18 protein-coding genes are annotated in these 20,604 nt (G+C 69.1%); 7 read left to right on the top strand and 11 right to left on the bottom strand.

The genetic code is table 11. The features are described from left to right. Nucleotides 1-1,706: 1,706 nt before the first annotated feature. Nucleotides 1,707-3,029 carry an aldehyde dehydrogenase family protein gene (locus FHG71_RS01150; protein ID WP_246045295.1) on the top strand — a complete coding sequence of 441 codons (1,323 nt, stop codon included), beginning with the start codon at nucleotides 1,707-1,709 and terminating at the stop codon, nucleotides 3,027-3,029. Here FHG71_RS01150 and FHG71_RS01145 read toward each other — a convergent pair. From FHG71_RS01145 to FHG71_RS01120, 6 genes are all read right to left on the bottom strand, one after another. Beyond that, nucleotides 3,007-4,104, bottom strand: coding sequence for a sulfotransferase family protein (locus tag FHG71_RS01145; RefSeq protein ID WP_139079762.1), 1,098 nt, complete (start codon nucleotides 4,102-4,104; stop codon nucleotides 3,007-3,009). The genes FHG71_RS01150 and FHG71_RS01145 overlap by 23 nt on opposite strands. Then, complete coding sequence (locus FHG71_RS01140) at nucleotides 4,101-5,210, bottom strand: glycosyltransferase family 2 protein (protein ID WP_139079761.1); 1,110 nt, start codon at nucleotides 5,208-5,210, stop codon at nucleotides 4,101-4,103. Before FHG71_RS01140 ends, FHG71_RS01145 begins: the two co-directional genes overlap by 4 nt. Beyond that, entirely contained in the window at nucleotides 5,207-5,920 is a 714-nt protein-coding gene (locus FHG71_RS01135) for a lysophospholipid acyltransferase family protein (RefSeq protein WP_246045294.1), read from the bottom strand. The genes FHG71_RS01140 and FHG71_RS01135 overlap by 4 nt, the downstream gene beginning before the upstream one ends. A gap of 83 nt (nucleotides 5,921-6,003) precedes the next feature. Next, on the bottom strand, nucleotides 6,004-7,533 hold the full coding sequence (locus FHG71_RS01130; RefSeq protein WP_139079759.1) for a phytoene desaturase family protein: 1,530 nt from the start codon (nucleotides 7,531-7,533) through the stop codon (nucleotides 6,004-6,006). Beyond that, on the bottom strand, nucleotides 7,530-9,074 hold the full coding sequence (gene crtI / locus FHG71_RS01125; RefSeq protein ID WP_139080011.1) for a phytoene desaturase family protein: 1,545 nt from the start codon (nucleotides 9,072-9,074) through the stop codon (nucleotides 7,530-7,532). The genes FHG71_RS01130 and crtI overlap by 4 nt, the downstream gene beginning before the upstream one ends. A gap of 2 nt (nucleotides 9,075-9,076) precedes the next feature. Next, nucleotides 9,077-9,487: a DUF2141 domain-containing protein gene (locus FHG71_RS01120; RefSeq protein WP_139079758.1), complete on the bottom strand. Its 411-nt coding sequence runs from the start codon at nucleotides 9,485-9,487 to the stop codon at nucleotides 9,077-9,079. A gap of 126 nt (nucleotides 9,488-9,613) precedes the next feature. Between FHG71_RS01120 and FHG71_RS01115 the strand changes: the two genes are divergently transcribed. From FHG71_RS01115 to hpnE, 3 genes are read left to right on the top strand one after another with little or no spacing between them, the layout of a single operon-like run. Further along, complete coding sequence (locus tag FHG71_RS01115) at nucleotides 9,614-10,453, top strand: squalene/phytoene synthase family protein (RefSeq protein WP_176559226.1); 840 nt, start codon at nucleotides 9,614-9,616, stop codon at nucleotides 10,451-10,453. Beyond that, nucleotides 10,450-11,313 carry a squalene/phytoene synthase family protein gene (locus FHG71_RS01110; RefSeq protein WP_246045293.1) on the top strand — a complete coding sequence of 288 codons (864 nt, stop codon included), beginning with the start codon at nucleotides 10,450-10,452 and terminating at the stop codon, nucleotides 11,311-11,313. Before FHG71_RS01115 ends, FHG71_RS01110 begins: the two co-directional genes overlap by 4 nt. Beyond that, on the top strand, nucleotides 11,310-12,569 hold the full coding sequence (gene hpnE / locus FHG71_RS01105) for a hydroxysqualene dehydroxylase HpnE (protein ID WP_139079756.1): 1,260 nt from the start codon (nucleotides 11,310-11,312) through the stop codon (nucleotides 12,567-12,569). The genes FHG71_RS01110 and hpnE overlap by 4 nt, the downstream gene beginning before the upstream one ends. On the opposite strand, the gene fni is transcribed toward hpnE, so the two are convergent. After that, complete coding sequence (fni, locus tag FHG71_RS01100; protein WP_139079755.1) at nucleotides 12,566-13,582, bottom strand: type 2 isopentenyl-diphosphate Delta-isomerase; 1,017 nt, start codon at nucleotides 13,580-13,582, stop codon at nucleotides 12,566-12,568. The two genes, hpnE and fni, sit on opposite strands and share 4 nt — an antisense overlap. Before the next feature lie 78 nt (nucleotides 13,583-13,660). Beyond that, complete coding sequence (locus FHG71_RS01095; RefSeq protein WP_139079754.1) at nucleotides 13,661-15,010, bottom strand: sensor histidine kinase; 1,350 nt, start codon at nucleotides 15,008-15,010, stop codon at nucleotides 13,661-13,663. Between the two features lie 187 nt (nucleotides 15,011-15,197). On the opposite strand from FHG71_RS01095, the gene FHG71_RS01090 reads away from it, so the two are divergent. After that, nucleotides 15,198-15,989 (top strand): Crp/Fnr family transcriptional regulator, encoded by a 792-nt coding sequence (locus FHG71_RS01090; protein WP_139079753.1) that lies wholly within the window; start codon nucleotides 15,198-15,200, stop codon nucleotides 15,987-15,989. 11 nt (nucleotides 15,990-16,000) lie between these two features. Here FHG71_RS01090 and FHG71_RS01085 read toward each other — a convergent pair whose 3' ends face one another. Then, a complete protein-coding gene (locus FHG71_RS01085) occupies nucleotides 16,001-16,537 on the bottom strand; it encodes a sigma-70 family RNA polymerase sigma factor (RefSeq protein WP_246045292.1) in 537 nt (178 codons plus the stop codon). A 499-nt stretch (nucleotides 16,538-17,036) separates the two neighbouring features. Between FHG71_RS01085 and FHG71_RS01080 the strand changes: the two genes are divergently transcribed. Together FHG71_RS01080 and FHG71_RS01075 are read left to right on the top strand one after the other, a co-directional pair. Then, a complete protein-coding gene (locus tag FHG71_RS01080; protein ID WP_139079752.1) occupies nucleotides 17,037-18,074 on the top strand; it encodes a patatin-like phospholipase family protein in 1,038 nt (345 codons plus the stop codon). An 80-nt stretch (nucleotides 18,075-18,154) separates the two neighbouring features. Beyond that, entirely contained in the window at nucleotides 18,155-18,682 is a 528-nt protein-coding gene (locus tag FHG71_RS01075) for a DUF4142 domain-containing protein (RefSeq protein ID WP_139079751.1), read from the top strand. A 38-nt stretch (nucleotides 18,683-18,720) separates the two neighbouring features. Here the strand turns inward: FHG71_RS01075 and FHG71_RS01070 are convergent, their stop codons facing one another. Both FHG71_RS01070 and FHG71_RS01065 read right to left on the bottom strand, forming a co-directional pair. Continuing rightward, a complete protein-coding gene (locus FHG71_RS01070; RefSeq protein ID WP_139079750.1) occupies nucleotides 18,721-19,377 on the bottom strand; it encodes an ABC transporter ATP-binding protein in 657 nt (218 codons plus the stop codon). A 15-nt stretch (nucleotides 19,378-19,392) separates the two neighbouring features. Next, nucleotides 19,393-20,517: a polysaccharide biosynthesis/export family protein gene (locus FHG71_RS01065; RefSeq protein ID WP_246045291.1), complete on the bottom strand. Its 1,125-nt coding sequence runs from the start codon at nucleotides 20,515-20,517 to the stop codon at nucleotides 19,393-19,395. Nucleotides 20,518-20,604: the final 87 nt, after the last annotated feature.

Below are 20,604 nucleotides of genomic sequence, written 5' to 3'. Positions count from 1 at the left end.
GAGAAGGCCGGGGCGCCCCGTCGCTCCCTCGCGCCCCGACAGCCCGGGCGGACCGAGGTCGGCGCCGCCGTCCACGGCCGGAGATGGGGGGCGCCCTTCCAGGAGCGCAGGCGTTCTCGCGCCGCAGGCCGTTTCCCGGCCGCGCGTCCGCCCGTGACGGTCACGCCCGCCGGCGGGCCGGTCACACCTCCGACCGCCTCCGCCGCGCCCCCAACGCTCCACCCGCGCCCATGCGCCAGTCCCACACCAGAACTCTTGACTGACCTTCCCCTTGGGGTGATCCGGTTGGCCGTCCTGGGGCATGCCGGTTTGGCGGCCATGGCGGGGGTGGCCGCCCTCTGGGGCCAGAGGGCAATGGCCCGGCGCCGAGGGGAGACGCCGGTCGGTGCGGTCTGGTCGTGGGCCTTCGGGGACGCCTCTGGCTGCGGCGAGGCGACAGGCGATCTTGCCGTCCGGGCGCCCGCCGCCACCTGTGGCGTCGGGCTTCTCGCGGCCCCTGTTCACCCCGGGCTGACCCGGCCTCGCGGCCCGGCGGCGGGCGCGCCCCGGGCTACTATCCGGTCCCGCGCTGCGAACTCGGGGCGGGATCTCCTCCGATTGAGGGAATGATTCGACGGCGTCGCGCCGCCGGACGCAGGTCGGACACTGGTCCGACCCGCTGACCGCCAGCGGGGCTTGAGGCCAAGCCGAGGCCGCCCACCGGCGAGGACCAGGTCCTTCCGGCGTCAAGTCCGATCCGGCCGTCCGGAGTCGCCCCCTCGCCGGTGGGCGCGAGCCCATGGCGCTTCCCCAACTCGTTCCGTCGCGAACGCCCCCGGGTCCGTCGCCCGGTCCGTTTTCGGGCCGCTGGCCTCCCTGCGCCAGCGGTGGCGGGCGCAGGGCGTCACACCTGCGGACCATGTCGCCTCGGCCGCCGGATGGCCCAGTATCGCCCGCGGTCCCCCGGCCAGAGCCAGGCCGGAGCCGGGCCGCGACCTCCTGCGGTCCGCGCACGTCCGGAGCCACCCTTCGTCCGCCAACAGGCCCGAACAACAGGCCCGAAAGCCCGCTTAGGGAAGGACCGAGGTTCGGAGGGAAGTCTCGCGTTCTTCTAATATAGTGAAGCGTCTGGGCGGCCGACCAGCGACGACGCCGGCCCTCGTAAGGGCACTCGGCGGCGATGGGTTCAGCATGACATCGCCACGGGCTTCGGCCCATGCCCCCGCCTCTATGGTCCGGCCCAGATCTCCAGGCGAGTTGGTGCCTGTTCGCTGCACGAGTCGAGCGCTCGCCTTGTTTCGTCCCGATCCGTTTTTGCCCACTGACCTTCCCGAGAGGCCCTGGCATGGTCTTGCCGGTCTCCTAGGGAGATGGTTTCTTAGACCGCTTGCTGCGCCTTGATCCGGGTCAAGCTGTGCTTGGTCAACACGACACCCGCGGTTCACGAACGCGTCGGACAGTTCGGTCTCGGCCGCCCACCCCGTAACCTCCCCCCGGCATTCCAGAAGACATCACCGTTGTTGATGATCCCTTCGCTTGCCACGAAATCCACGTCAGCTAGCCTGTGACAATGTGCAGCTTGGAGGCCATCCAGTATCTCTCTTGAGATCGAATGGGACTCGGCTTGCGCTTGCGGCAGAATAATTCCGGTACGGAGAGCACGCATGGACGGCGGATCATCGGATCTTGGGGCGGTTGGCCTCGTACGTGCGGCTTTCGATAGCTTGGTGGCTGCGGCACCCGATCTGCCGGCACGGCGCGCGCATCTTCTGAGCTTGCGCGCAGCGGTCCTTCAGGCAGCCGACGACTTTGCCCGCGCCATCGACGCCGACTTCGTCGGGCGGCCCCGGCCCGAGACCATGCTGGCCGAGGTCGGGCTCGTGCTTTCCAGCATCGATTGGACGCTCCGACGGCTGACGCGGTGGACGCGCCCTCGCCGGGTGCGGCTGCCGGCCGAATATCTGGGTGCGTCGGGGCGGGTGGAGCGGGTGCCATTGGGCCGCGTGGGCATCATCGCGCCCTGGAATTATCCTCTGCAGCTTGCCTTCGTGCCCTTGGTCGCGGCGCTCGCAGGCGGAAACCGGGTTCTCCTCAAGCCCTCCGAGGCCACGCCTCGCACTGCCTCGCTGCTGGCGCAGGTCGTGGAGCGGGCGCTGCCACCCGACCTTGCTCGGGTCGTAGAGGGCGGACCGGAGATCGCGCGCGCGCTGACCGAGTTGCCGCTCGACGGGCTTTTCTTCACCGGCTCCACCGCGACGGGACGGAAGGTGGCCGAAGCAGCGGCGCGGAATCTGATTCCCGTGACTCTAGAACTTGGCGGCAAGTCGCCCGCCATCGTGATGCCGGACGCCGACCTGATGGATGCGGCCAAAGCGGTCATGGCCGGGAAACTCTTCAACGCGGGACAGACTTGCGTCGCGCCAGACTACCTTCTCGTCCCTCGCGACCGGATGGGCGACACCCTGGACGCCTTACGCTCAGCGACGCAGCGGCTCTACCCGGATCCGCAGGGGCCTGACTATGCCGCCATCGCCCGTCCCCAGGACCTCGGCCGACTTGAGGGACTGCTCGAGGGCGCACGCGGGGTGCCGCTCATGGAGCGCATGCCAGCACCGCCCAAGTTCGGCGCCTGGGCCGTGGTCGACCCCGATCCCGACAGCCCGCTCCTGCGCGAGGAGATCTTTGGCCCGATCCTTCCCATCGTCCCCTACGACGATCTGTTGCAGGCCGAGGCCTTCGCCAACGCCCGACCCGTGCCGCTCGCGCTCTACGTGCTGGGCCGGAGTCGGGCGGCTTGCGAAGGTGTCGTAGCGCGGGTGCGGTCGGGCGGGGCTCTGGTCAATGACTGCCTTCTGCACACGGCGGCGCACTCGCTTCCTTTCGGCGGGGCAGGCGAGTCCGGCATGGGCTCGTATCACGGCGAGGAAGGCTTTCTTGCCTTCACCCGCCCGCGCAGCATCATGGTGGCTTCGCGCTGGATGCCTGCGCGCCTGGGGCGCCCGCCCTATGGGTCCTCGGTGGATCGGATCATCCGGTTCCTGCTGCGCTAGGAACGCCGTAGAGCGCCAGTTCCTTGGACCAAGCGGCTTCTAGGCGACCTAGGTCCGTGGCCTCGAGGCGCGCGCCTTCGGGCCGGAATTCAGCGACCTGCCGAAGGTGAGCGTCGATCCTGTCCATGGCGCCTGGCGGGGCAGGCAGGTCTAGCTGACGCCAGAGCTGCTGCAGCACGCGTCTCGGCTCGGTGGTTAGGGACTCGAAGCTCACCTCGGCGAAACGCCCGGGCGGCAGCTGCGCCGACTGCTCGCGCAGCGCCCGCATCACTGGCGGATAGGTGGCCAACACCGCGCTGTCGATCTCGCCTACGGGCACATCCTGCAACGCCAGTTCGCGCATCGTGCGCCGGAGCGCCCGGCGCGAGGAGGCAAAGACCCCGCGCGGGTCGCGATGGATATGGACGATCCGCGCGCCCGGGAAAAGATCGAGGAGCAGGTCTACCTGGGCCGTGTAGGCGGGGTTCTTGAGCAGGAGGGGGCGCTCTCGTGCCCGCCGTCCCAGCGCCGCAACATAGCGGTGGATGGCACGCCTCCGAGCCTCGTCCGTTGGCCCGGCAAGCCCCTCGTGGTAGGTTTGGGAGAAGCGGCGCGGAAAGTAGACGGCGTGAAAGTAGCTGCCGGGCCCGAGATTGGCCAAGCCCACCTCATCCTCGGTCGGCGCCTCGGGGCCCATGGCGACCTTGTCGATCAGCCGGGTGCTCGGCAGGTAGGGGTCGATGAAGGGCTTGGCCAGCGGTGCAAGGCTCCGCGCTTCCCAAGGCATCGCCGCCAGCACCGGGGGAGCGGTGGCGAAGGCTCCCGAGGCGGCCAGGAGATTGTGGAGGTGCGTTGTCCCGCTGCGAGGGTAACCGACGATGAAGACAGGCGGGGCGATGGCGGTCGGGTCCAGGGCTTCAAGCGCGAGATCCGCCGCCGTGAAGGGCAGGCGCACGAGCGAAGTCGCCAGCGCCACAAGATAAGCCGGCGTCCCCCGGACCGAAGGCGGCCCGTGCCTCGCCACCAGCCGCAGAAGCGTCACGGGATCAGCGCCGCAGAGCGGATGGAAGATCCGGTGCCAAGGAAAGCCGCTCATACGTCGTAGGTGCGGCCGCGCCAGACGGCCGGGCTTCGACGCCGCCCGCGCAGCAGCGCGTTCCACTGGATCGCCAGCGTCACCGCTACCCCCACGGGATGAAGGAGCACCGAGACGGAAGAGGCTCCGACACGTCGGGCCGTGGTGGCGGCCGCCGCCCACATGAGTGCCGATGACAACGCAGCGATCCCCCAGGCCACGCCAGAGGCGACGGGCAGCAGCAGGATCGGCAGCAGGTGTCCTCCGCCCAGAAGCAGCGTCCATATGGGAAGGGCGCGAGGGGTGGCCATTCCCTCGCGGGCGTTCTTTGAAAAGCCCGCCCAGAGGTCGCTCCAGTTAGAGTACATCCGGCATGTGGCGAGGTCGCTCAGGTCGCAGAGGTCGGTGGCGAATCCTGCCTCCCGTACCGCCCTTGCAAGGCGCAATCCATCGTGGATAGTTCCGCGGATAGCTGCATGACCCCCGCTCGCGTCATAGGCCGCGCGCGTCACCGCAAGGCACTGACCGCAAGCCGCGGCGAAGCGCGGATCGGTCGCCTGCCACCGCGCCACGGCCAGCGGCAGGTAGCCCAAGAGCACAACGAAGATCTGCGGGATGGCGATCTTCTCTCCCAACGTGACCGTGACCTGCCGGGGAAATCCGCTGGCGAGGCCCAGGCCATTCGCCTCGACGAAGCCGGCGAGCCGCGCAAGGGTCTCGGGATGCAGTCGCACGTCGGCGTCGACATAGATCAGTATCGGCGCCCGTGCGGCCAGCGAAAGCTGCCAGCAGGCGTGCTGCTTGCCAACCCAGCCGCGTGGCAGCGGCGCGCCCGCCACGAGCCGCACTCGCCCGTCCTGCGCCGCCCGCTCCCGGACGATCGTGCCCGTGCGGTCGGCCGAACCGTCGTCCAGCACCACCACGTCCAGATCGACCCCGCGCGAGGCCAGCACGGAGTCGAGCACCGCGCCGATATTGCCCTCCTCGTCCCGGGCGGGGATCAGGACAGACACGGTCGGGCGCCTGGTGGCGAGGGGGGAAGGGGGCCGGTAGGCGCGAAGGTTGGCGAAGGTCATCCCGGAGTAGAGTGCCGCCAGAACCAAGGCGAGAACAGACAGAGGGATCATGGCCGTTCCGCAAGATGATCGGGCACGTGCCGTTCGCCGCGCGCGAGCGCCCGGAGCCGCTGCCAGGTTCCGTAGATGCCGCCCACGCCGGCCTGGCCCGCCAATAGGTTCGTGAAGGCGGCCGGATCGCGCGCTTGGGCGAGCGCAGCCAGCCGATCGCAGGTGTCCGTCAGGGCGATCTCGAGACGCGGAGCCCAATTCGCCGCGTCGCCTTGCCCTTCCAGCGGGGTTCCGAAGGCCGCCAACGCCTCGGGTCGCTTCTCGCTCCAGAACGGGTATTCCAGCGCCAGGGGCACGGCGATAGCCCTGGGTATCCGCGCCATCAGGTGGGCGACGCCCGGCCGGAGCCCCAGAGGCCGCTCGCGCGGGTCGGCGAAGCGGCCCTGCGCCGTGATCCACAGCATCCGGCGCGGGTCGGACAGGATCGCCCGCGATGTAGCGAGGAAACGCAGCGCGCCAGCGCGCCCTTCCTCGACGCCGAAGATGCCGATGCGGCGGAAGAAGCCGTAGCGGCGCAGCATCTCCGCCTCCATCGGTCCATAACCCTCGCGGTCGGGGAACAGGCGAGAATGAAGCACGATGACAAAGGCCGGGTCCCACCAGGAAGGATGGTTCGAGTAGATCACCAGCGGCCTGTCGGACGGCAGCTCCGGCAGCCCTGGCCGTGCCAGCCGGATCGCCCGGAATGAGGCCGCCATCTGACGTGCCATGACCGCCACGAAAAATCGGACCATCGGCGGACGACGCAGGGCCACAGGGTCCTGCGCCGGGTCGTGCCTATAGGCGGCAGCGCTCACTGGGCGGCGACGTGGGCGGCATTGGAAGTGGCGTCCTGATGAAGCGTGTCCGCCGCGATCCATCCGGACATGAGCGCCATCGGCATCCCCGGCCCCGGGTGCGCCGACCCGCCGGCCAAGTAGAGGCCCTTTACCTGCCGCGACCTGTTGCCCGGCTTGAAGGCGCCCAGCACCTTGCCATGGCTCGCGAGCCCGTAGATCGCACCGTTCAGAACCTTGTAGCGGTCATGGATGTCCTGGGGCGTGAGCGTCCTTTCGACCACGATCCGCTCCTCAATGTCGCCCATGCCGGCTGCGCGGGCCAGCTTGTCGAGGATCGTACGCCGGTACGCCGGCAACATCCGGGACCAGTCGTGCCGGTCGCGCAGGTAAGGCGTGTGCACGAGGATATAGAGGGCCTCGCCTCCTTCCGGGGCCACGCCCAGCTCGGTCCGGGCGGGCGCGGCGATGTAGGCGGTCGGGTCGGGCGCGGGCTCGCCCTTGCCGTAGATGCTGCCGAACTCCTCTTCCGGGTCGCGTGAGAAGACGAAGTTGTGGTGCGCCAGATGCTCGTAGGCTCGGTCCAGCCCCAGGTACAGCACCACGCCCGAGCAGGCGGCTTCGCGCTTGCGCCCGCGGGCGAAGCTGTCCCAGGCCGCGCCGCCGATCAGCTCGCGATAGGTTCGCACCGAATCCATGTTCGACACGATGCGATCGAACTCGAACCGTTCACCGTCCGAGGTGACGAGCGCCTTGGCCGACCCGTCCTCCGTGTGGATGCGGGTCACGTCCACGCCGGTGCGGAAGTCGACGCCCAGTTCCTCGGCCAGCCGGGTCAGGGCCACCGGGACCGCGCGCGTGCCGCCCATCGGGTACCACACGCCTTCGCCCAGCTGCATCTGCGCGATCCCGCAGAGCACGGCAGGTGCGCCGAGCGGGCTGCTGCCCACGTACTGGATGAAATGCTCCAACATCTGCCGCACGCGGGGGTCGGCGATGTTCCTCTTGATCTGGCCCGCGACCGTCCGGTGCATCCGAAGGCTCAGCACGTCCGACAGCGTGCCCAGGCTCATGTTGGCCTTCAAGTTCATCGTGTCCTTCAGGTCCTCGACGGACTTCCAGAAGAAGAACTTGTCGGACACCTCCGCCAGCCGCTTGGCCACCGCCATGAAATCATCGAAGCCTTTGGCATCGCCCGGATTCAAAGCTCCGATGGCCGCTCGCGCGTCGGTCTCGGTCTCCCTAAGGTCGAGCACCGTGCCGTCGTCGTAGAAGCAGCGCCACTGCGGGTCGAGCCGCACCAGCGTCAGGTAGTCCGCGATGTTCCGCCCCGCTTCGGAGAAGATCCGCTCCAGCACCCGCGGCATGGTCAGGATCGTGGGGCCCATGTCGAAGCGGAAGCCCGCCTCCTCCAGCACCGCGGCCTTGCCGCCCAGCCAGGGATTCTTCTCGAACAGCGTGACCTTGTGGCCGCGCGCCGCCAGTGTGCAGGCGGCGGCCAAGCCCCCAAGGCCTCCACCGATGATCCCGGTCCCCCCGATCCTCATTCCGCCGCCTCCGCCATTGCGCTTTGGGGCACGCGCCCCGCGTCCAATCCCAGATCCTCGGCCAGAAGCTTGGTCGCGATCCGAGCCGATTCAAAGATGGTAGGGAGACCACTGCCCGGATGGGTGCCGCCGCCCGTCAGATAGACGCCATCCAAGTCCTCGAACCTGTTGCGAGGCCGCAGGTGCAACATCTGGCCCAGATTATGGGCGAGATTGAAGGTGGCGCCCAGATGGATGCCCGTGGCTTCCCAGTCCTGGGGCGTCAGCATCCTTTCGCTGCGGATATGGGACCGTATGTCGCGGCCCACGAACAACGCCAGACGGTCCAGCACCATCTCGCGGTAGGAGGGCGCGAGCGCCGCCCAGTCCACGCCTCCGCGCAGGTTGCCCACCGGTACCAGCACGTAGAGCGCCGAGTGCCCCGGCGGCGCCAGTGTCGGGTCAGAGACACTGGCGTTCTGGACATAGATCGAGGGCTCGGCCGGCGCCTTGCCATCCTCGATTTCCCGGATGTTGCGCTCGTAGTCGCGGCTCAGGCAAATCGTGTGATGCGCGAGCCCGTCGATCTTCGTGTCGAGCCCGAGATAAAGCATGTAGGTCGAGCAGGAGTAGCTTTTGGCGTCGATCCTCTCATCTGTCCAGCGGCGGCGCAGCGCATTCGGCACCATCCGCTTCATCGAATGGGCGAAGTCGGCGTTCACCACCACCGCGTCGGCGGCATAGGTGCCCTGCGCCGTCCGTACGCCGGTGGCACGCCGCCCCGCGAACAGCATCTCCTCGACCGGCTCGGACAGCCGCACCTCAACGCCCATCTCGTCCAGCACCCGCGCCATGGCGCGCGGAATCGCATTGCAGCCCCCGATTGGGTGCCAGACCCCGTGCGCATATTCGATATGCGCAAGGATCGTGAACAGGGATGGACACTTGAACGGCGACATCCCGAGGTACTTTGACTGGAACGAGAAGGCGAGCCGCACCAGCGGGTTCCTGAACCAGCGCGCAAGGTCCCTGTCCACCGTCGCCCAGGGCCGCAACATCGGCAGCGAGCGGACCATGTCCCGGTCTGCGAAGGCGCCCAAGCCCAGGAAGGGTTTCTGCAGGATCGGCCTGAAAGCCTCGAACTTCCGCAGGTTGTCCGCGAAATAAGGCTCGACCCCCGCGGCATCCGCGGGGTCGATCCTTGCCACCTCGGCCTTGAGCCGCTCGATGTCGGCGCTGGCGTCGAAGTCCTGTCCGTTCTCGAACTTCAACCGGTACATCGGGTCGAGACGCACCATCGGCACCTCGACGTCTAGGTCGCGCCCCGTCGCCGCAAAGATCTCGCGCAGGATCTCGGGATAAAGGAAGAAGGTGGGACCGGTATCGAAGACGTAGCCGTCCTGCTCGATGCTGGCGGTGCGACCCCCGACCTTTGCCGCGCGTTCCAGCACCGTCACCTCGGCCCCTGCGGCTCGCGCCAGCATCGCCGCTGCAAGGCCGCCGGGGCCTGCGCCGATCACCACGACCCGACGTGCGTCCGTGCTTCGTTGCCCCCGCATCATGTTCACTGAAAATACCTCATCGTCAGGCGAACGGTCGCGCCCGGCTCTTCAAGCGTGAAGGAGGCGTCCCGCCACTGAGGCGGTCCGAAGCGCATGGGCGCATCGCGCGAGAAGCCCATCCCTTCAGTAGGCAAGAAGCCCGGACGATCGAGTGTCTGATTGTCGTTCTCATCATGCACGACCTGAACGGCGTAGGTGCCCGGCGGCACGCCCGTTACCGTCACCACGCCTTCGGTGGCCGGGGCACGACCGAAATGGGCGCAGGCCGGCTGGAGAAACTCGTTCTCGGTGCAGACCGCCGCATAGACGGTGCCCTCGACGTTCCGCAGGCCCCCGACCTCGATCCGCAGGTCAGCCGCCGTAGCCGGCGAAGCCAAGAGCGCGCCCAGCGCGACATGCAAGGCTCTTTTCATTTGCCAAAACACCGCCGGACCCCAATCTGTATCGCGCGGACCCTACGGCCCGCTTTCCTGCGGATGGAACTAAATCGCGATGCGCCCTCGTCACCAAGAAAAAACGTTCGCGAACGAGCCATTCACATGAGCCAAAGCGAGAATTTTCCCGTTGGCTCCCTCTTGATCCGGCGCGACCTGCGCCCAATGGTCCATGTCTTTTACCGCTTCGCGCGCGATTCCGACGATGTCGCGGACGATCCTGGGCTCGCCGCCGAGGCCAAGCTCCAGCGGCTTGCCTGGTTCGAGGCTGGACTCGACGGTGATTCGGATGGTGCGCCGCAGGGTTTGGCTCTTGCATCTCTCGACCGTCCCGAACCTTCGCATCACGCCCGCCAGCTTCTCGCGGCGTTCCGCTGGGATGCGCGTGGAGGCAGTTGCGCCACCTGGGGCGAACTCTTGGCCTACTGCGAGGATTCGGCCAATCCCGTGGGCCGCTTCCTTCTCAATCTTCATGATGAGGGGCGGGCCGCGCGCGTCTTCAGCGACCAGCTCTGCACCGCGCTGCAGGTTTTGAACCACCTTCAGGACCTCCGGGCCGACCACCTGCGGCTGGGGCGGCACTATCTTCCCGCCGACTGGATCGTGGGGGAGGGCGCCCGGCTCGACGACTTGGGTGCCGACCGGCTGTCGCCGCAGCTGCGGCGTGCGGTGGACCGGGCGCTCGACCAGTGCGACGCGCTCCTCACGGGTGCCGAGAACCTGCCCGGAGTGCTGCGTTCGCGCCGGCTCGCGGCGGAAGCCACGACCATTCTCTGGCTCGCCCGACGCCTGTCGCGGCACCTGCGCGAGCAGGACCCGTTGGCCGGGCGCGTGGCGCTTTCGCGGCTCGACTTCGCTCGGGCGGGCGTCTTGGGAGCCCTGGTCGTGCTGAGAGGACAAACATCGGCTCAGGCACAGCGCTCCGCGTGGGAGGAAGAGGCGTGACCGCGCTGCCCGCCCCCGCCGACTTCGCTCCCCGGCACCAAGTCCAGCGCATCGTAGCCGCCTCGGGCTCCTCCTTCGCCGCCGGAATGCGCCTGCTGCCTCGTCGTCGACGCGAGGCGATCTTCGCCGTTTATGCCTTTTGCCGCATCGTGGATGATATTTCCGACGGCACCAGCTCCCCCCGCGAGAAGGCGGAAGGCCTGGCGCTCTGGGAGGATGAGGTTGGGCGCATCTTCCGCCGCATCCCTCGCACGCCCGTGGGCGAGGAGCTGGTGCGCGCGGCCGAGATCTATGCCCTGCCACGTCGCGAGTTCGACCTGATCCTCGAAGGCATGCGCATGGACGCCGAAGGCATGGTGGCGCCCGATCCTGTCAGACTGGAGCGATACGTGCGATGCGTGGCCGGAGCCGTAGGGCTCCTGTCCATGCGCATCTTCGGGGCCTGGCGCGGCGACGTCTCGCGCCGCTTCGGACTCTCGCTCGCTCGTGCGATGCAGCTCACCAACATCCTGCGCGACGTGGAGGAGGACGCGGGAATGGGCCGCCTCTACCTGCCTGCGCCGCTGCTCGAAGCCGCCGGCATCCCGCCCGATCCCGACTTGGCATGTCGACATCCCGCCCTGCCCGAGGTGCGCCGCCAGCTCGGACTGGTGGCCCGGACGCAGTTCCAGCGTGCCCGCGCCGCGCAGGGTGCCCATTCCTGGCCCAGGATACTTCCGGCTCTGGTCATGATGGGTCCCTACGAGCGGCTACTCGGTCAGATGGAGGCTGACTGGACCCGTCCGCCTGCCCGCCGTTCCGGCTGGCGCAAGGCAGCGGACGGGCTGGCCTGCGCGGCGGGGGGGCTCACCTGGCGGTGACGGGTCACGTCCATGTCATCGGCGCGGGCCTCGCCGGCCTTGCCTGCGCGCTCGACCTTGCCGAGGCAGGCGCCCGGGTAACCCTGCACGAGGGCTCGCCCAAGCCGGGCGGGCGCTGTCGCAGCTACCATGATGCGGTGCTGGACCGCCGCATCGACAACGGCAACCACCTCATGCTGTCGGGGAACGCCGCCGTCCTGTCGCACGCCGTCCGCATCGGCGCGGCGGACCGGTTGGTCATGCTGCCCGACGCCGCCTTTCCCTTCGTGGACCTCGCGAACGGAGCCCGCTGGACGGTGCGGGTGCCTGCGACCCCGCGTGAGGCGCTCCGCCCGGACAGTCGCCCGCCAGGAGCGACGCCCGGTGCAGCGCTTTCGGGCGTCGGCGCCCTCCTCATGGCCGGGCCGGGCCGCACGGTGGCCGAAGCCGTGCGCGACCGCGGCCCCATGTGGCGCACCTTCTGGGAACCCATGACCACCGCCGTTCTCAACATGCCGCCCGAAGTCGGATCGGCCGCCCTCCTGCGGGCGGCGCTCTTGCGCAGCTTCTTCCGCGGCGCCCGCGCCTGCCGCCCGGTCCTGGCCCCGGAAGGTCTGGGCGAGGCGTTGATCGACCCCGCCGTGGCACGCCTGCGGCAGATGGGTGTTGAGATCCGTTTCCGCGCGCCCCTCGCGGGCCTCGCCCTCGACGGGGACCGAGCCGAGGCACTGGCCTTCACCGATGGTACCCGCGTCGCACTCGGTCCGCGCGACCGCCTCGTGCTGGCTGTCCCGCCTGTGGCGTTGAACGACCTCCTGCCCGGCCTGCCGCGGCCATTCCCGGGCCCTTCGATCCTCAATGCGCATTTCCTCGTGTCGCCCGAGCTCGCCTCCGCCGCGCCACCGCTTCTGGGACTCCTGTCCTCGAACGCCCAATGGCTGTTCCGGCGCGGCGACGTGCTTTCCGTCACCGTGTCCGCGGCCGAGGCCACGCCCGTGGGCGCTCTGGGCCGCGAGGAAGCGTTGGATCTCCTCTGGTCCGAGGTCGCCCGTGCCCTCGACCTGCGCGACGTGCCGCCGCTCGCCCGCCGCCTCCTTCGCGAGCGAGCGGCAACCTTCGATCAGTCGCCGGAAGGCGCCGCTCTCCGCCCCGCTACGGTAACGCCCTGGCGCAACCTCGTTCTCGCGGGCGACCATGTGAACACGGGCCTGCCCGCGACGCTGGAGGGGGCGGTGATCTCGGGCCGTCGCGCAGCAGCGCGCGCGCTCGCGGCCTAGGTCGCCTGCAGCTCTGCGCTCCGCAGCGCCGCAAGATTTGCCGACCCCGTGCAGAAGCAGGCCACGCGGAGCTGGTCCATCACCGTGCCGAAGTGATCCACGACCGCCTCGGCCGAACGCGTCGCGGCCTCCAGCAGCCCCGAGGCCTGCCCGACGACGTCGGCCCCCAGCCGAATGGCGCGCGCCACGTCCAGTCCGTCGCGTATGCCGCCCGAGCCGATCACCACTGCTTCGGGGCAAGCCGCACGTACCTCGGCGATGGCCTGCGCCGTGGGGATGCCCCAGCTCGCGAAGGCGCGCGCCACCGCCGCCTGCCGGGAGCTGCGCGCCCGCTCGGCTTCGACAGCGGCCCAGCTCGTGCCACCTGCGCCCGCAACGTCCAGCACCCGCACCCCCACATCCCAGAGCCGCCGCGCCACGGCGCCCGACAGCCCCGCTCCCACCTCCTTGGCCACGACCGGAACGGGCAGCCCCCGCGCCAAGGCCTCGATGCGGGACAGAAGCCCGCGCCAGTCACGGTCCCCCTCGGGCTGAACGGCCTCCTGCAAAGGGTTGAGATGGATGATGAGCGCATCCGCACCGATCATCTCCACCGCCCGCCGTGCCTCCTCGGCCCCGAAGCCGGTGTTGAGTTGCGCCGCCCCGAAGTTCGCCAGAAGCGGCACCCCCGGCGCGATCCGCCGCAGCTCCGCCCCGAGCCCCCCGGCCTCGCCCGCTTCCAGAGCCACGCGCTGCGAGCCCACAGCGAGAGGCAGCCCAAGCGCCTGGCATGCTTCGGCCAGATGACGGTTGATCGCCTCGGCCCGCGCTGGGCCGCCGGTCATGGAGCTCACCAGCAGCGGCGCGGCGATGCGCCGGCCCAGGAACTCGGTGGACAGATCGATCTCGTCCATGTGCAGCTCTGGCAGCGCGACATGGACGAACTCCACCGCGTCGAGGCCCGTGCGCGAGCCGCCGCGCCCCCTGCCACCCAGGACGATGTCGAGATGCTGGTTCTTGCGGTCGCTCAGCACGGGGAAGGGGTCCGGCTCGTTGGAATTGCCGCAGGGATGACCTGCCGCGCGGCCGGGCGCAAGCCGGTCCGGTCTGGCTCAGGCGCGGTCGGGACGCAGCGGCATTTCGATGGCACAGGCCAGCCCCTCGGGCCCGTGCTCGATCCGGGTCCGCGCACCCAGCGAATAGGGAAGCATCCGCTCCAGGAGCTCCGTCCCGAAGCCTTTGCGCCGGGACGCGCGCGCCTGGCCGCTGCCCGACTCGCGCCAGAAGAGCCGAAGGCAGGGCGGCTCGTCCTCCATCACCTCCCAGGTGACCTCGACGCGACCGGCCGGCGTGGCCAGCGCGCCGAACTTGATGGCATTGGTGACCAGCTCATGCAGCGCCAGCGCCATCATTTCCACCATCCGTGCCGGCAGACGCAGCGGCGGTCCGTCAAGCCGCATCCGGCTTTCGTCCACGGCCGCGACCTGCATCTCGTCCCGCAGGATCGTCTCCAGCTCCAGTCCCACCCCGGGCGTCCGCATCATCGCCGCGTGCACCCGCGTCACGGCGGCGATCCGCCCTTCCAGATGGGTGGCGTAACTGTCCTTTCCCGTCGCGGCCTGGGCGCTGCGGCGCACGATGGAGCGGATCACCGACAGGCTGTTGCGCACCTGCCGCTGGAACTCGGCCATGAGCCAGCGCTGGCGCGCCTCGGCCTCCTTGAGCCCTGTCACGTCCTGCATGATCCCTATCATGCGCACCGGCAGGCCCATAGCGTCGCGCTCGAAGCGGCCGGCGGCGCGGCACCAGCGCACCTGGCCCTCCCCGTCGGGCCGTATGCGGAACTCGGCCGCGTAAGGGCCGTGCTCGTCGCGAGCCCGCCTGAGACGCTCTTCGACCTCCGGCAGGTCGTCGGGATGCACGCGTGAGGACCAAGCCTCATAGTCGGGCGTCACCTCGCCTGGCGTGTATCCGTAAAGGCGGAAATGCCCGTCGTTCCAGGCGACCTCGCCCGTGATCAGATTCCAGTCCCAGGTGGACAGGCCGGCGACGTCGATGGCGATGGCCAGCCGCTCGCGGTCCTCGCGCCGGGTGGTCACGTCTTCGGCCGCGCCCAGCCATTCCTCGATCCGACCCTCTCCGTCCGTTACCGGCACCGCACGCGAGCGCATCCAGGCGACTCCACCAGCCGGCTGGTAGACGCGATGCTCGATGTCGATCGCCGTCCCGCGGATCCGCGCTTCCGCCAAAGCCCTCCGCAACGCGTCGTGATCCTCGGCGGGAACGCGTCGCGCGACCCAGTCCGCCAAGGATTCGGGTGCGCCGGACGCGAGCTTTCCACCTGCCAGGATCTCCAGGAGCGACAGGTCGGCGCTGAGCCGGAAAGGTGTCTGCCCGCAGGCGCGCAGGACCGCCCGCAGCCGCTGGTCGCCCGCCCGATCGCGACGTTGCGGGACGTTCATCGCGCGCCTCCGCCTAGAGGGACGGAGCTCACGGTCCGCCGGGGCCCGCCGCCCCTGCCGTGCTCTGCTCGCGTTCCGCCCATCGCTCTCTGCCGACCTTTCCCACGCGGCCAGCGCACACCGGACACGCGCACCGCGCAACCTATGTTAAGGTCGCAAGCCTGGCTTTGGGAAAAGGTTCCGCTCCATGCGAGCCGCCGCCCCGTCTTCACCGCTCAATCCTTTCCTCCGCAAGCTGGAGAACTACACCCGGCTGTCCGCCGAGGACCGTTCCGCGGCGGTGCGCCTGTGGTCTGAGCGGCCCCAGCGCTTCCGCGCCAAGGACGACGTGGTGCGGGAAGGCGAGGACCCCCGCGTGGTGCGCCTGGTCATCGAAGGCTGGGCCTGCCGCTACAAGTACCTGGAGGACGGGCGCCGCCAGGTGCTGGGCCTGTTCCTGCCGGGCGACATCTGTGATCTCAACGTCTTCGTCCTGCGCGAGATGGACCATTTCATCGGCGCGGTGACACCGCTCACCATGGCGCAGATCTCGCGCGAGCTGTTCGAAGAGGTGACGCTCGCCCATCCGCGCCTGCTGCAGGCCCTCTGGTGGGACTCGCTGGTGGGGACGGCCATCCAGCGGGAGTGGCTGATGAATCTCGGCAGCCGCACCGCCTTCGAACGGATCACGCATCTGCTGTGCGAGGTCTTCCTGCGCCTCAGCGCCGCCGGCCGGACGCGGGGGCTGAGTTGCGAGTTCCCCCTGACCCAGACCATGATCGCCGACATCACCGGACTCTCGACGGTCCACGTGAGCCGCACGTTCCAGGCGGTGCGGGACGAGGGGCTTGTGGAGATCCGCGAGCGCGTGATGACGATCCGCGATCTTGACGCGCTCCAGGTGGCCTCGCTCTTCTCCGCCAACTACCTGCATCTCGGACGCGAGGGACGCCACCTCGACGCCAATTGCAGCTCCGAGGACGGCCCCCTTCCGGGCTGATGGGCCGTCCGTCATGGCTCCGACCCGCCCACCAGCGCGGCCAAGGCCATCCGCGCCCGGTTGAGGCGGCTCTTCACGGTCCCGATCGAGCAGTTGCAGACCTCGGCCGCGTCCTCGTAGCCCAAGCCCATGACCGGAATCAGGATCAGGATCTCGCGATGCGCGGGCGAGAGGTCCTTCATCAGCCGTTCCAGCGCCTGTCGCGCCCAGAGGTCGGTGGCCTGCGTCGAGGGCATCACCGCGCCCAACTCGATCACCTCGGAGCCCGGCGTCGTCTCGCGCCGCGACCGGCGCCAGCGCGTGTTGAAGCTGTTGCGCATGATGGTGAAGAGCCAGGCCTTGAGGTTCGTCCCCTCGCGAAAGCGGTGCCGCGCCGCCAGGGCCTTCACGATCGTTTCCTGCACGAGGTCCTCGACATCCGCTTCCTGTCGCAGCAGGCGCCGCGCAAAGGCCACGAGCGCCGGACGCAGGTCCAGCACCTCTTGGTCGAAGCGCGCCGAACAGGCGGGCTGGGCAAGGGACGGGGAGAGACGGGCAGGAATCGTCACGGGCTGCACCTCCGGGAGCACGGCCAGCTTCCGGCCGCCGATGTCCAGAAAAGGCCATGATTCGGCGCCCGCCGCCTTAACCTATGCAACCGAGCCGTTCGTCGGTTTCAGACTCCTCGCGTAACCGCCCCTTCCGCTGGGACGTCGGAGGCGGCCGATGAGAGGGTAACACGATCCGTGGCCATCGCCCGGTTCAGCGCAGCCTTTAGGTAAGGCGGCGCGTGCCTCTCGGCAGTCCTGGGACACATTGCTGTGACCAGCGAAATCCAACCTGTGCCCGACTGCCCCCTGGCGTGATTGCCAGAGTTCGTCACTTGTCAGATGTCGTCCCCAGTTCTCGGAATTGGGACGCTATCGCCACGGCGTTCCTGACAGACTGACGGGTGCGAGACCCGGACGGCATCCCGTGCTGCGCGCCGTTCATCGCCGCGCTGGCCGGACGGACTGGAACCGGAGCAGGGGCTCGCCGTTCGGCCGAAGGCACGTCGCGGGAGTGGCAATGACAGGGCCGAAGCTTCTGGATGACTTCGACCTCGTTCTCGTGCTGGGCGGAGGCAATGCGCTTGGAGCCTACCACCTGGGCGTGTGCGAGGCGCTGCTCTCCTTGCGGGAGCCGGGCCGAGTCATCGGGTGCTCCATCGGAGCGGTCACGGGGGCTATCCTTCTCGGCAATACCTCAAGCACACGGATGGACCGTCTTCGGGAGTTCTGGTCCCATGTAGGCCTGCCCGACGCACCGCTGGCAGACCTCCTGCCGGGGCCCCTGCGTGCGCGCTGGAGCAACGGGCTGGGGCTCCAGACCCTGTTCGGAGGGCGCTCGGGCATCTCGCGGCCGCGCTTTCCCGGTTGGCTGTCTCTCCTGCCGGGAGTGCCTTCGGATGTTTCCCTCCAGGACCACCGTCCGATGGCGGCGCTGCTCGACCGACTGGTCGACTGGGACCGGCTCAACGCCTCGCCGATCCGCTTTTCACTCTTTGCGATCGACCTTGAACGGGGCGAGGAAACCTGGTGGGACAACCGCAGGGACCGCATCGAGCCGCGCCATGTGCTCGCAGCAACCGCGCTGCCGCCGCTCATGCCCCCTGTCGAAATCGAGGGGCGGCTGTTCTGGGACGGAGGTCTGGGCAACAACCTGCCGCTCGACCATGCGCTGGCGGGCCTGCTGGAGCATCCGACACTGGTGATCGCCTCGGACCTTTACGCACCCGAAGGGGGACGGCCGCGCAGCCTCAACGACACGACCCTGCGAGCCCAGGATTTAGGCTTCGCGCTCCAATCCCGCAAGCGGATCGGCGCGCTGCGGACCGAGCGGGCTCTCCGGCGGCAGATCGACCCCGCCACGCCGCCCGCGATCCTGGGTCATCTTGTTCACCGTCCCCCGGGGCACCAGCGCGCACTCAAGGCGCTGGACTTCTCGAGCACCGCCATCCGCGAACGCGCAGCGCAGGGACGTGCCGACATGCAGGGGATCCTTGCGCGCCTGCCCTCGGCGCCGCGGGACGAGCCGCTCGCCGTGCTCACGAGTGCCGCGGCGTGACCTCGCGCATGGCGAGAGCCGTGACGGAACAATAACCCGCTCCGCCTGTTCTCCGGGCATCCGACACCTGGGAGATCACCATGGATCGCAGACAACTCCTCGCCGGCGGCGCCGCCGTCGCAAGCTTCCTGCCAGCGGCCCGGGCCCTTACGGCCCAGGAGACCAACCAGCCGGTTGAAGGTGGCATGGCCGCCGGTGCCATGGACGAGGCCAAGATGCCGGCCCTCGAAGGTGGCATGTTCCTGATGCAGTCGAGCCAGTTGGCCGAGCAGAAGGGCGAGAGCGACAACGTCCGTGCCTTTGCCGCTCTCGAGGTTGCCGAGCAGCAGGCCATCGCGGCGGCTTTCGGCGCCGAGGGTGCCCAGATCCCACTGCGCGAGGACCACGCCGAGATCATGGCCCAGCTTGAGGCGGCTGAGGGCCAAGAGTTCGACATGGCCTACCTTCAGGCCCAGATCACCGCCCACGAGGAGGCTCGGGGCGTCCACGAGAACTACGCCCAGAGCGGCCAGGATCCGATGGCGCGCGGCGCCTCGATGGTGGGCGTGCCCTCCATCGACAGCCATCTCGTGATGCTGCGGAGCTTCGAGCAGCAGATGCAGGGCTGATCGCGCCCGGTGGCCCCCCTCCGTCCGGGTGGGGGCCATCAGACGTCGAGGTTGCGCAGGTGGTGCGCGATGGCCTCCCTGACGTCCTCGTAGTAGTGGAGCTGCCCACCCTCCAGCACGGCGCCCGCTTGGCAGAGATCCTGGATCTGCCGGAGCGAATGGCTCACGAAGAGCGCCCCCGACGTTCGCATCCGGTCCTGGAACACCTGCTGCGACTTCTTCTTGAAGGCGGCGTCGCCGACGGCGGTCACCTCGTCGATCAGATAGGTGTCGAAGTTGATGCCCATCGAAACCCCGAAGGCCAGCCGCGACTTCATGCCCGAGGAGTAGGTCCGCACCGGCAGGTGGAAGCTGGGGCCGAGCTCGGCGAAGTCATCGACGTAGGACATGAGGGCGTCGGTGTCGACGCCGTAGATGCGGGCCGTGAAGCGGGTGTTCTGCGCGCCCGTCAGCTCGGGGTGGAACGAGCCCGCATAGCCTACGGGGAAGGAGATCTGCCCGTCGGTGAGGATCTCGCCCGCGGTGACGTCCATGGCGCCCGAGATCATCTGGAGGAGCGTGCTCTTGCCGGCGCCGTTGCGGCCCAGCAGGGCTACCACGGTGTTGGACGGGAACACGGCGTTGATGCCGCGCAGCACGTGCTTGCGCTGGCCGTCGACCACGAAGGTCTTGGACAGGTTGCGCAGGACGATCATGCCACGCCCGGTTCCCTAGAGGCCACGCGCGCGGCTGGCGATGCCCAGGCTCGTGCCCAGCGCCGCGAGGATCGAATCGGCCGCGGTGAGCGGGCTTTCGGTGGCGTAGACCAGGTCGCCTGAAAGGATGGGGAACTGACCCGCGCTGAAGAGCCCGTCGGCCGTGGTCAGGTCCAGAGTGAAGACCACTCGCTCATGCGTGGGGCCGCCGCCCTCGGCGCCCACCATCGGCAGGGGATAGTTGCGCAGGATCAGGATGCCCTTGGGATTGCCTCGGGCGTCATTCAGGCCACCGATGATCGAGAGGGCCTCGAGCGCGTTCATCTGGTCGGTGGGGAAGGGATGGCGAGCCTCGCGTCCCGCGGCGCCGAGCGACAGGAAGAAGCGCTCGTCGGGCTCGACGATCACCTTGTCGCCGGGGCGCAGCGTGGTGTCGAGACGGGGATCGGAGAACAGGCGGTCGATGGAGGTCCCGTAGATCGCGTCCCCCCGGATCAGCCGAATCTGCGGATTGTTCATCTCCTCGATCACGCCGCCCCCTTCGGCGATCAGCGACAGGACGGTGTAGCTCTGGTTGCGCATGGGATAGGTGCCCGGACTCTGCACCCCGCCCACGAGGCTGACGAGGGTGCCGGTGCTTTCGGCCACCTCGAGCTGGACCTGCGCCGATGGGCTGACCTCCACGAACTGCGCTTCGATGACCTCGCGGGCGCGGTCTGGGCTCATGCCCGAGACCTTGACGTTGCCCACATAGGGCATGAAGACCGACCCCGTGGAGGACACCGTGACGCCATCCATGGCGATGGCCCGCTGTCCCGGCGCCGCGAGAAGCGAGTTCGCCTCGTTGGTCCAGAGCCGGATCGCCAGCACGTCGCCCGGCGCGATCACGCGGTTCGCGGGGCCGTCCTGCCGCTCCAGCCAGCCCATGGGCTCTTCGCCGGGGCGGGGCCAGGCGGCGTAGACGGGCAGCGCCGCGCGCGTGACGGGCTCCACGGCGAAGTCGCGCACGGCCGGGTCGGCCGAGGAGCTGCGCATCCCCAGGACCTCGGATTCGAGGCCCGCGCCCCGCGGCAGGTTGCAGCCCGCCAGCGCCAGGCCCAGGGCCGCACCCAATCCCAGGCGGAGCATCATGATCGGCATTCGCGTCCTCGGGTTCCTGATCCGGCCCGTCGCAGAGGGGCCCTCGCTCTCCCATACCGGCTGGAACCCGGCCGGAAAACCCGTCCC

It is taken from the genome of Rubellimicrobium roseum (genome assembly GCF_006152145.1).
GTDB classification, from domain to species: domain Bacteria; phylum Pseudomonadota; class Alphaproteobacteria; order Rhodobacterales; family Rhodobacteraceae; genus Rubellimicrobium; species Rubellimicrobium roseum.
Note: the sequence above shows the minus strand (reverse complement) of the source record. Positions and strands in the feature narration are given on the sequence as shown.